9 protein-coding genes and 1 tRNA gene are annotated in these 12242 nt (G+C 40.6%); 2 read left to right on the top strand and 8 right to left on the bottom strand.

Annotated features, from left to right (window positions below):
* Nucleotides 1-12: 12 nt before the first annotated feature.
* The 5 genes from Q0110_RS11185 to Q0110_RS11205 form a co-directional block, all read right to left on the bottom strand.
* Nucleotides 13-804: a polysaccharide biosynthesis/export family protein gene (locus tag Q0110_RS11185; protein WP_297906232.1), complete on the bottom strand. Its 792-nt coding sequence runs from the start codon at nt 802-804 to the stop codon at nt 13-15.
* A 17-nt stretch (nt 805-821) separates the two neighbouring features.
* Entirely contained in the window at nt 822-1937 is a 1116-nt protein-coding gene (locus Q0110_RS11190; RefSeq protein WP_297906233.1) for an MraY family glycosyltransferase, read from the bottom strand.
* A 31-nt stretch (nt 1938-1968) separates the two neighbouring features.
* Nucleotides 1969-2511 (bottom strand): UpxY family transcription antiterminator, encoded by a 543-nt coding sequence (locus Q0110_RS11195; RefSeq protein ID WP_297906234.1) that lies wholly within the window; start codon nt 2509-2511, stop codon nt 1969-1971.
* An 858-nt stretch (nt 2512-3369) separates the two neighbouring features.
* Nucleotides 3370-3456 (bottom strand) — tRNA-Ser (locus Q0110_RS11200).
* Nucleotides 3457-3593: 137 nt separating this feature from the next.
* Nucleotides 3594-4145, bottom strand: a complete 552-nt coding sequence (locus Q0110_RS11205) for an NADH peroxidase (protein WP_297906235.1) — start codon at nt 4143-4145, stop codon at nt 3594-3596.
* Nucleotides 4146-4302: 157 nt separating this feature from the next.
* On the opposite strand from Q0110_RS11205, the gene Q0110_RS11210 reads away from it, so the two are divergent.
* Nucleotides 4303-5361 carry a class I fructose-bisphosphate aldolase gene (locus tag Q0110_RS11210; protein WP_297906236.1) on the top strand — a complete coding sequence of 353 codons (1059 nt, stop codon included), beginning with the start codon at nt 4303-4305 and terminating at the stop codon, nt 5359-5361.
* Between the two features lie 67 nt (nt 5362-5428).
* Here Q0110_RS11210 and Q0110_RS11215 read toward each other — a convergent pair whose 3' ends face one another.
* The gene (locus Q0110_RS11215) at nt 5429-7546 is read right to left on the bottom strand and encodes a S9 family peptidase (RefSeq protein ID WP_297906237.1); all 2118 of its coding nucleotides are present in this window, start codon (nt 7544-7546) and stop codon (nt 5429-5431) included.
* 84 nt (nt 7547-7630) lie between these two features.
* Between Q0110_RS11215 and Q0110_RS11220 the strand changes: the two genes are divergently transcribed.
* The gene (locus tag Q0110_RS11220; RefSeq protein WP_297906238.1) at nt 7631-8119 is read left to right on the top strand and encodes an SPOR domain-containing protein; all 489 of its coding nucleotides are present in this window, start codon (nt 7631-7633) and stop codon (nt 8117-8119) included.
* A 291-nt stretch (nt 8120-8410) separates the two neighbouring features.
* Here Q0110_RS11220 and Q0110_RS11225 read toward each other — a convergent pair whose 3' ends face one another.
* Nucleotides 8411-9289 carry a carbohydrate kinase gene (locus tag Q0110_RS11225; protein WP_297906239.1) on the bottom strand — a complete coding sequence of 293 codons (879 nt, stop codon included), beginning with the start codon at nt 9287-9289 and terminating at the stop codon, nt 8411-8413.
* 184 nt (nt 9290-9473) lie between these two features.
* On the bottom strand, nt 9474-12209 hold the full coding sequence (locus Q0110_RS11230) for a substrate-binding domain-containing protein (protein WP_297906240.1): 2736 nt from the start codon (nt 12207-12209) through the stop codon (nt 9474-9476).
* Nucleotides 12210-12242: the final 33 nt, after the last annotated feature.

Here is a 12242-nt window from a genome sequence, read left to right on the forward strand (position 1 = left end):
TACGGTTATCAATTATTTAAAAACCAAGACACCTAATGAAGTAAGGAATGAGGCGACACTAACCCAGAGTCCCACCGACTTTACATTATTCTCATTGATAGTACTCTGTCCGGCACGTACTTTATTAGGTTGTACATATACCACATCATTCTGTTTCAGATAATAGACCGGAGAATTAAAAAAATCTTTGTTACGTAGGTCTACCCAATGAACGACACGTTGCCCTCCTTCTTCACGAACAATAAAAACGGCATCACGTTTACCGTAGATAGTCAAATCACCTGCCATACTAATGGCCTCAAGTAGCGTAACCCGATCCTTGGAGATGGCATATTTGCCAGGAGTTTTCACTTCACCCAACACGGAGAAGTAAAGGTTCATAAACTCTACTGTCACCACAGGATCGTTTACCAAATTCTCTTCTATCAACTTTTTTTTGATAAGTTTCGCTATCTCGCTCTTAGTCATACCAGCAATGTGTAGTATACCTATAACAGGAAAGTCTATGTTTCCGTTATCATCCAAGGTATAACCGGATATTTCTCCATTATAGTTTCCCCGCAAATCACTATAACCAGCCCGATACTGTACCTTGGTCAGATTGAATAATGCCGCCAGTTGTGGATCTTTACTGGATACTATAATGGAAATCTGATCTTTAGATTGTACAGTGATATCTTTCACACCTGTAATCGTTTCCGGTTCATTCACCACCACATCTTGCATATAAACTATCTTTTTGGAAGTGTCGCAGGAGGCCAGAAGTGAAACCGCAAGCAGCAGCCCCACAAATACATTTTTCATATTCTCAATATTTTTATTTATCTTGATTGTTTTTTATCTGGTCTATTATTTATCTTCATGGTAATCCATATGTGCATTACTGTCCATATAACGATATCTGTTAAAAATAAGGTAGTGATGGAAACACAATGGATAGATAACACATTAACTATAATAAAAACTATGGCAATACCCATAATACAGACCAGCGCCTGATGTTGCCGTAATCCCAATGCCATGAGTTTATGGTGGATATGGTTCTTATCGGATACGAATAGGTTTTTCCCCTCACGCAAACGATGGATAACCACACGTACCGCATCAAGAACAGGTACCATCAAGAACGAGAACACGATAACGATAGCATTCGGAAAAATGGTATCTTTAGTGATATCCATCATACTTAAGCGGATAACCATCACAACCAGTAATAAACCAATGGTGAGCGAACCGGTATCACCCATAAATATTTTCCTGCCATTACGGACTTTACCAAATACATTATAATAGAAAAAAGGTATCAGCACACCTAGGATAGCAAATGCCAAAAGAGCATAGACCCACCAGCCAATCCGAGCAAACATATATCCGAAAACAAGAAATGCGATGATACTCAAACCAGAAGCTAACCCATCAATACCGTCTATCAAATTGATGGCATTCAGAATAAACATGATGATGAACACAGTAAATGGTATACCTATCCAAAAGGGAAGCTCATAAACACCGAATAATCCGTAAAAACTGTCAAAACAGAATCCGGAAGCTACCAATAAGATACCACACAATATTTGGATAATAAACTTGGAATGATAACACACCCCGACAAGGTCATCCATCATTCCCATTAAGTATAGAGCAAATAGGCAAACAAACAAAGAAAGCAGACAGATAGTGAGATCTATATCAAGCATGTTTTTTCCACCGTATAAGTTATTATACACAAGAACAAGTGACATAACCACCAATATACAAGGGAAAAATGCGATACCCCCCAAACGTGGGATGGGGTCTGTATGTATTTTTCGAGAATTTATTTGATCGAAGAGCCTACGACGGAAAGCGAACAATGAAATCCTAGGTAAGACCACCGCACTCATACTCCATCCCAGAATGAAAACTAACACTACTTCTACAAAATAGAATAGATCCATAGATGGTATTTTCTGTTTTTTTGTATCGCAGTCAAGGCTGTTTTTCCAAGAACTCCTGCGGTATATACGAGGTAGCCACGGCACATACGCCACTGATAACTACAATCAAGCGGTTGTTTTTCTTAATCCGGCAAATATGCCCTTCCGCTCCCTTGAATTTTCCGTCAATTACTTTCACCCGTTCTCCCCGATAAAACTTGGGATTGTCCTCTCCTAAATACTCTATTCCTCTCTCTCCGGACGAAGTCACTAGCATAAAGACATTCATTTCTTGCTCAGGAATAGAAAGAGGGATTTTTCTCGATTCTCTACACTTTGTATATAGAATCACTTTGTTTGCAAATTGTTGCTGTATCTCCATGGCACGTTTAGTGGTGGAACGGAAGAACATGAGCGAATTAATAACCGGCTTACGTATAATTTTCTTAACCCCGTTACGAACCACCATAGTTTCCTCACAGGGAATATAAGACTCGATTTTGTCTTTCTTTAGTGACTCCTCGATTTCAAAAACCTTGTTATAAAAAACCTTTAGCGCAAACCAATATTCAGTGTTGTATGTTGCTATGGTCAATGAATTATTATTATATCTGAGTTGATAAAAAGGATAAAGTTTCCATTCCTGCACTTCCTTATTTTTTCAAATGTAGAAGCTCAGCAATCAAGATTAATCCGGTTGTTTTCTACGAAGAAATCCGGAATGCGGACCGCTCCTGACGACAGTGAGCGGAAAACCGTAACCCTGTATTACTACCGCTTCTATGTAAGAGACCATAGAAATACATTGCAAATGTAATCATTTTAGGTAAATTAGAAAAGAGAAAGAAATGTTTTTAATTCTAATTTTACGTATTTAGTTTTATATACTACTGATTATTAAATAATTATTTATATTATTCCTGTATTTCCCAATAATACTATAATAGGCATGCAGAATGACATGAATATCATTTTCATTTTCCATCAAACACATTTCAGAGTAAAAAAACGAGTAAACCGAGTAAAAAAATATCTCTGTCTGAATTATACATCTGATTATCAGGATATATTCTTTTATTACTATCTCTTACATAGAAACAATAGTATTTGAATCTTTCAGAATTCCACTACCCACATTGATCTATCACAACATTAACTAAAGAGTTTAGATAAATTAAAAGTTTTCTTTTCTAATTCGTATCCCTTCTCTGTACTGACTACTCACAACTGACATAGTGGCCTAGTGATAATTCTATGTTTCAACATCAATGACAATCATCTATTATATGAGAAAAGACCTGGCTCCAACATCAGAAACTGTTATCTTGAGAAGGCTTACAGCAATTTTCAATACTTATGGATATCGTATTGATCGGGCAGGAAGAGTATGAACCATCAAAGATATACCTTTTAGGAAAAGAACATAAAAATCATTCCTATTCAGTACATTCAGCGGAAAGACTGGGATTCGAACCCAGGGAACGGTTACCCGTTCACCGCATTTCGAGTGCGGCCCGTTCGACCACTCCGGCATCTTTCCTTGTGGTTGACGTGTGCAAAGGTATGTAAAATATAGTTCTGTTGTTCTCTTGGAAGACTAAAATTATTTTATCAAACACAAAAAAGGGTATTCTATAAAGAATACCCTTTTTAAAACATACAGCTAATACCTTTATATTACTTGAAATAACGATTATATAAGCCTTCAAATCCTTTGCCGTGACGAGCCTCGTCTTTACACATCTCATGCACGGTATCATGGATCGCATCCAAGTTCTGCTGTTTAGCCAATGTAGCGATACGCTTCTTATCTTCACACGCACCAGCCTCAGCTTCCATACGTTTTTTCAAGTTAGTCTTTGTATCCCAAACGACATCACCAAGAAGTTCAGCAAACTTAGCAGCGTGCTCAGCCTCTTCCCAAGCATAACGTTTGAACGCTTCCGCTACTTCCGGATATCCTTCTCGATCTGCTTGACGGCTCATGGCCAAGTACATACCAACTTCGGTACATTCTCCCATGAAATGAGCGTTCAACCCCTCCAGAATAACAGGGTCTACACCTTTAGCAACACCTAACACATGCTCGTCAACAAACTTCAAAGCACCTTCTGTTTCTACTAATTCTTTAAATTTACTTTTTGGTTGTTTACATTGAGGACAGAAATCAGGAGCCTCATCACCTTCGTGCACATAGCCACATACTGTGCAAATCCATTTCTTTTTCATATATCGCAAATTTTTTATTGGTTGTATGATGCAAAATTAACTAAACTATCCGAATACTGCCATATTTCATCAATAGATTAATTCTATGTGTTAATCGATAAAAACTATGGAACTTATTTTTGGCAGCGACTGTTTACTAACTAAAATATTTATTTCTATGGATACATCAAAGATTATTAGTTTATTAGGTGACAAAAGTGATTATTATTTAAATCACGTATGCAAGACTATAGATAAATCAGTGATTCATCTCCCATCACCAACTTGCATAGACGACGTATGGATTAATTCTGACAGAAACATACAAACTCTCAACAGTCTACAAACTTTATTAGGGCACGGAAGACTCGCAAACACCGGATACGTTTCCATCCTCCCCGTAGATCAAGATATCGAACATACCGCAGGAGCATCTTTCGCCCCAAACCCGATTTATTTCGATCCGGAGAATATTGTAAAATTAGCGATCGAAGGAGGGTGTAACGCCATTGCTTCTACGTTCGGGATATTGGGATCAGTAGCACGAAAATATGCCCATAAAATTCCATTTCTAGTGAAATTAAATCATAACGAACTTTTAACTTATCCGAATTCATACAATCAAATATTATTCGGAACGGTAAAGGAAGCATGGAATATGGGCGCTGTCGCTGTCGGAGCCACGATCTATTTCGGATCAGAACAAAGCCGGCATCAGTTAATTGAGATTGCCGACGCATTCGAATACGCCCATGAACTGGGTATGGCAACCGTATTGTGGTGTTATTTACGAAACAGCTCTTTCAAAAAGGATGGTATTGATTATTCTGCCGCAGCCGATTTAACCGGACAGGCTAATCACCTTGGTGTTACGATCAAGGCCGATATCATCAAGCAAAAGCTACCAGAAAACAACGGAGGCTTTACCGCTATAAATTTCGGTAAGATCAACCAAAAGATGTATACAGAGTTAACGACAGAACATCCGATCGATCTTTGTCGTTACCAAGTAGCGAACAACTATATGGGACGTGTCGGACTTATCAACTCTGGTGGAGAATCTCACGGAGCTTCGGATCTTAAAGACGCCATTGTTACCGCTGTCATAAACAAACGTGCGGGTGGCATGGGGCTGATTAGCGGAAGAAAAGCATTCCAACGTCCAATGAAAGATGGCGTGGAATTACTTCATTCTATTCAAGACGTTTATTTGAATAAGGATATTACAATCGCTTAGTTTGTTATTACGTTGAGAAAAGAAGGCCGTCCATTAAAGCTATATACTTTAGGAACGGCCTTTAAAATTATTTCTTCAACCACATATCCAACCACTCGAAGAATGTACGTTGCCATAGAACGCCATTCTGGGGTTTCAATACCCAATGATTTTCATCCGGATAAATCAGCAACTCAGCCGGTACCCCCCGAAGAACCGCAGCGTTAAATGCCGCCATACCTTGATTTGCCAAGATCCGATAATCTTTCTCTCCATGGATACAAAGAATAGGCGTATCCCATTTATCCACGAACCTATGCGGAGAGTTTGCGAAAGTACGCTGAGCCGTAGCGTTTTGCTTCTCCCAGTACGCTCCACCCATATCCCAATTAGCGAACCACATCTCTTCCGTTTCCAAGTACTGCATTTCCATATTAAAAATACCATCATGAGCGATGAAAGCCTTGAAACGTTTATCATGATGACCGGCCAACCAGTATACGGAGAATCCTCCGAAACTTGCGCCTACACATCCTAAGCGATCTTTATCCACATATGGTTCTTTGGCAACCTCATCAATAGCGGTAAAATAATCTTTCATACATTGCCCGCCATAATCGCCACTGACAGCCTCATTCCATTCCATGCCAAATCCGGGAAGCCCCCTCCGGTTAGGAGCCACGATAATATAATCGTTAGCAGCCATGATCTGGAAGTTCCAACGGTAAGACCAGAACTGACTAACAGGGCTTTGCGGACCTCCCTCACAGAATAACAAGGTCGGATACTTCTTATTCGGATCGAACTGAGGTGGATAGATAACCCATGTCAACATCTGTTTGCCATCCGTTGTCTTCATCCAACGTTCCTCTACTTTACCCATCGTAAGCTGATCGTAAATATGCTTGTTCTCGAACGTCAGTTGGGTTACCTTACGATCCCCCGCCAAATCTATCGAATAAATCTCGTCTCCCATACTCATGGAGTGACGTTGGGCGATCAGTTTATCACCCAGAAGAGCGACAGAGGCATAATCGTACATACCCTCAGTCAATGGAGTAATCTTATTACCGTCAGTCAGATCTATCTGATAAACTTGAGACTCACCATGCCAGACACCCGTAAAATAAATACGCTTACAATCAGCGCTCCAGCAATAAGAATCCACGTTAGAATCAAAATCCTTGCTAACAAATGTTTTCTCTCCTGTCTCCAAATTCATTACCATCAAACGGTTCTGGTCCGCCTCATAACCGTCACGTTCCATACTCAGCCAAGCGATACTCTTTCCATCCGGAGAATACATGGGATTCGTATCATATCCCTTATTTTCTTCCGTCATATTCGTCGTTTGCCTCGTATTTAAATCATACACATAAATATCCGAATTCGTAGAGATAGCATACTCCTTACCAATCTTTTTACGACTAGTATATGCCACCTTGTCAGAAGTGGTATTCCAAGCTAATTGCTCAATACCGCCAAATGGCTTCATCGGACTCTCAAACAACTCACCTTCCATTATATCGATAGGATCACTGATCGATTTACCATCAAAATCAGCGATAAAAGGATGCGGGGCAGTTGTCACCCACTCGTCCCAATGCTTATACATCAAATCCGTGATGATAATACCCGTCGCTTTATCCAGATCAGGATATTTATCAGCGGTACTTTCCACGGTCTTCACTTGCGAGATAAATAAAACCTTTTTTTCATCAGGGGAGAAAGCGAATCCCTCAATATCCTTATCATAATCGGAAAGTTGCTTACGATCTGTTCCATCCGGATTCATTTCCCAAAGCTGGCTGCTACCGCTCTCATTACTAAGGAAGGCGATCTTTGTCCCTCCCTTGATCCATACAGCCCCATTTTCCGCAAATCTAGTTTTCGTGATTTGCTTATTATCCGATCCGTCAGCGTTCATCACGAAGATCTCACGGTTACTCTTGTTTTCCGGTACGCTATAATATGCCACCGTATACACCACTTTTTTCTCATCCGGAGATACGTTCATACCGCCGATACGTCCCATAGCCCATAGAGCCTCTGGAGTCATACGACCGTCTTCGATCTTGATGTCCGACCTCCCGATAACATTTTTATTATTGGTCATCTTCACCTTCACGTTTACGTCCGTGTCCAGATTGCAAGCACCTAATAATAGTGACGTTGCCATAATCATTGTCCCGATAGATTTATTCATGCCATTATAATATATTATAAATTGAGTGCGAAAGTACTAAATATAATTTATATCTTTGCGTATTAATTATAAGAACTGAATAGTATGAATAAGATTTGGTTATTTGGAGCCGCTGTATGTATGGTATTAGCACTCGGCTCATGCAAACCTAAACAGAGCGCGTACAAAGCTGCTTACGAACAGGCCAAAGAAAAAGAGTCGACGGCTCCTGTTGAGGTTGTAGAACAAGAGGAGGAAGTCGTCGAGGTCGCTCCTATCTCAAAACCCAGAACCTCTACGGTTACCACTCGTACAGAAAAGATTAATGCCGCCCAAGGCGAAGACGCCAGCCGTCTGAAACGTTACAGTGTCGTTGTCGGCAGTTTCAAGAACAAGACAAACGCTCACGCATTAAAAGAACGCATGCAAAATGATGGTTATAACGCTGTGTTAGGCGAGAACGAACAAGGCATGTTGCGCGTGATTGTCGCTAGCTTCGACAACAAAGCGGACGCAGCCGATAGCCGCGACGCTATCAAGGCCAAATACGCCCCTAATTTCCAAGATGCTTGGTTATTGGAAAGAGCATACTAAATATAATCTACCAAAAAAATAAAACGAATAGTCTCGTTAGCCTGTAAGATTCTTCTTACAGGCTAACGAGACTGTTTCTTTTTGAAGGAACCGTAAAGACATAAAAATAGCCCGACTTCAACAGTCGAGCCACTTTCACCAATCTAATCTAACTTAACCTAAAACAAAAACCATCTTTCTCTTTTTGCCTTTTCTTACTTATATCCTAATAACCTTTTTACCTCAAATACTAATACCTAGTAGAATTTGTTATGAACTCAAAACATCTAAACACATATGATATAAACGAATTTACTTTTCATAAGTCGGCCACGCTCCTTCTTTCGAACAAACAAAAGCCGCTGTCTTTACCGCAAATTGATGAGCCTCACTCAAGGACTTTCCTCTCAAGAGAGAAATGATAAGAGCTCCAGAGAAAGCATCTCCCGCCCCGACCGTATCTACTAGCACGACCTCCGGTGTCGGTAAAATAGAGATCTCCTCTCTTGTATAAATCGTACTGTAAGAACTCCCGGCGGTCAGAACCAGCATTCTGAGATCGTATTTCTCAATAAACCATAAAGCCATCTCCTTCTCAGTACCGTTCAAACCGAATAGATCTCGAAGCACGTTAAACTCCCTATCGTTCGCCTTCAATACATTCGCCAAATACAAAGACTCTTCAATCAACTCCTTATCGTAATACCGCTGGCGAAGATTGATATCCAGCAGACGATAAGCATCTTTCGGCGCAAAAGAAGAGATCGCTTGTATCGTCTCCCTAGACTGACGGGAACGCTGAGCTAATGTTCCGAAACAAATAGCGTCTGCTTTCTCTGCCAAATCAATGGCATCAGACGTAGGTGATATATGATCCCAAGCTACCCGTTCTTTAATCGTATAAGTAGGGATACCCTCTTGTAACTCCACCTGTACGGTACCTGTCGGATAAGGAACTTTCTCTATCAAATACTGAATATGATTCTTATCTAATTCCTCTATGATCTCTTTACCCAACTCATCATCTCCAACAGCGCTGATCGCATATCCCTTGGCTCCTAAACAAGACGCATGATAGACGAAATTAATCGGGGCACCTCCTACCTTTTTCCCGGATGGAAGCATATCCCATAATAATTCTCCAATTCCTACCACGATAGGTCTACGTATTGATTCAGCCTCTTGTTCCATTGTCTTCTCCTAATGTAAAAACAACTTTCGTACTTATCGACACCGCAAAAGTATATCAATATCATAAATACGACGATAACTATAGCTACAAGATAAATTACATAGGTTACATAAAGTATTTATTCTCAAAAGGCAATAACAGATGTTACACGCATGTAACATTTATACCAGCCCTCATTTGTTTCTATAAGGACTCTATAAACTCGGTTGGCGTTATATTATAAACAGCTTTAAAACATTTAGAGAAATATGCCGGAGAACCAAACCCTGTAGCGAAAGCGACCTCGCTAATCGTACCGGATCTTTGCCTCAAGAGAGCGGAAGCCCTTTTCAAACGATAATTACGTAAGAAATCCGTAGGGGTGATCCCTGATAGTTCCTTCACTTTCCGATATAAATGCACACGAGACAGGCCTAGTTTCTCGCTACCTTTCTCTATACTGAAATCCGGATCGCTATAATTCTCTTCTATCAAAGCGATAAACTTTCGCATAAACAAGTCGTCCATGCTCTCCACTTTTCCCATTGTCTCGAAAGAGATATCCGCAGGAGATTGGGATTCTCTCAAGAAGACCTCTCGCAGACGATTACGTTCTTCCAGTATTTTAATGATACGCAATTTCACGATCTCGATATTGAACGGTTTCTGAATATATTCATCCGCCCCTCCTTCAAAACCATACAAACGTTGATTATCATCCGAAAGAGCGGTAAGCAAGATTACCGGGATATGACTGAGAGCCATATCCGACTTAACCCGGCGGCAAAGCTCGAATCCATTCATCTCCGGCATCATCACATCACTGATAATCAATGATACATTCTCTCTCAATAGGACATCCAAGGCCTTGGCACCATTCTCTGATACGAGTACACGAAAGTTCTCAGATAACTCATGCTGTAAATAAGCACAGATATCCCGATCATCCTCAACGACCAAGATCGTATAATCATATTTTTTACTCAACGTTTCCTGAACTTGAGATACATCCAAATGGGCTACACCAGAGGACAATTCTGTCGCACTCGATATAAATACACAAGATTCGTCAAAATGTGATTTACCTTTCGGGATACGAACAGTAAAGACCGTCTGTTTTCCTTGTTCGCTTTCCACTTGGATAGAACCTTTGTGCATGAGGACAAATTCTCGTGTCAAATGCAATCCGATACCTGTTCCCGGAGCATAGTTTTGCCCACTTGTAAAAAAGCGCTCGAATACAAAGGCCATATTCTCCGGAGGAATACCCTCTCCATTATCTTCAACCGATAAAACGACCTCTGCCTCCTCTTCTCGCAAACGAATCGTGATCTTTCCCTGTTCCGGAGTAAACTTAAAAGCGTTCGAAAGTAAGTTCGTTAATATTTTTTCCATCTTGTCTGTATCCACCCAAACAAAAAGAGAGTCCATATCGTGCTGAAAGGTATAATCAATCTGTTTACTCTGGGCCATATTACTGAAATAAGACTTCACCTCTTGGATAAAAAAGACCAAATCAGTTTTAGTCACCCGTAATCCCATCTTATTATTCTCTATCTTCCGAAAATCCAACAGTTGGTCGATCACACGTTTCAAACGTTCCGCATTCTTTCTAACAATACGGATATCATCCGTGAAAGCCCCCACCGGCGCATCTTGTGCCATTTTATTCAGAGGACCGAGAATCAAGGTCAAAGGAGTCTTTATCTCATGGGATACATTCGTGAAAAACTGCAATTTCTGAGCCGTGACTTGCTCAATGCGCCGGTTCGCTTCCGAGAGTTCCTCCTTTTGTCGCTGCACCAAACGATTCCTTTCGTTCAGCAAACGATTCTTCTGGCGTACCTTACGATTTATATAAACCATGTAAACAGCCGATCCTCCCAATAGAAATGTCAATATCAAGATAATGATCAGGGAACTATAGAGAAAGTTATACTTTGAGAGCAATCGCGACAAATTCGCACGCTGTTTCTCTATCTGGCGTTGATATTCCACCAACCGGTCTGACTGTAAATAAAGAGTACCGGCGTTGGTCTTATCAATCATAGCGGTACTTAACGCATACTTTTTCGTATAAGCCTGTCCACTTAAGATTTGCCAAGCTACTTTAACCGCAAGCCCACCACCTGTCGGATAATAAAAAGACGCATCCAGTTTGCCTTGTGCGACAGCTTCCACTCCCAATCCTTCTCCCAAGAGACCATCCACTCCAATAAATTCCACATGATTCACCAAGGCTGAATCCCGTTTCTCAATCGCCTCACGAGCACCCAAAGCCATCATATCATTATGGGCGAAAACGATATCGACATCCTCTATAGAATCCATACTCAAGACCCCCTCATAGGCATTCTCTTTATACCAACCCCCATCCAATTCCCGGATATTCACGTTCGGGTCTATAGACATCGCATCAACAAAACCTTGATGCCTTTCTATCGCCGAGGAAGAACCTCTCTGCCCCCATATCTCCAAAATCGTAGTCTCATCCTTGATTAATGAGCTGATATACATTCCTATCGAACGGCCAATCTCGTAATTATCCGCTCCTATATATGTAGTATACTCATCGCTGTTGATTTTCCGGTCTAATATGATCGTGGGGATGCCAGCCCGATACGCCTCGACAGCCACAGGCGTAATCGGCCCCGTTTCATTCGGCGATATTATCAGCAAATCTACCTTCTTCTTAATAAAGCTCTTTATTTGACGGATTTGCGTATCATTATCCTGAGCGGCATCTTTTACGATCAAGTTGATCTCCGAATGATTCAGAGCCTCCACCTCCATATCACTTATCATAGATTGCCGCCAGACATCTGTCATCAAGCACTGAGACACTCCTATTGTATATTTCTTTTCTTTTTTACCGGAAGAACAAGCAAAACAGAAAATAAGGGATAGCAGAACCAATATATAAAGCGAATATCCTTTCATGTAGTATACTAATTCGATCGTTTATTTCACAAA

Source organism: uncultured Parabacteroides sp., from assembly GCF_947855115.1.
GTDB lineage: Bacteria > Bacteroidota > Bacteroidia > Bacteroidales > Tannerellaceae > Parabacteroides.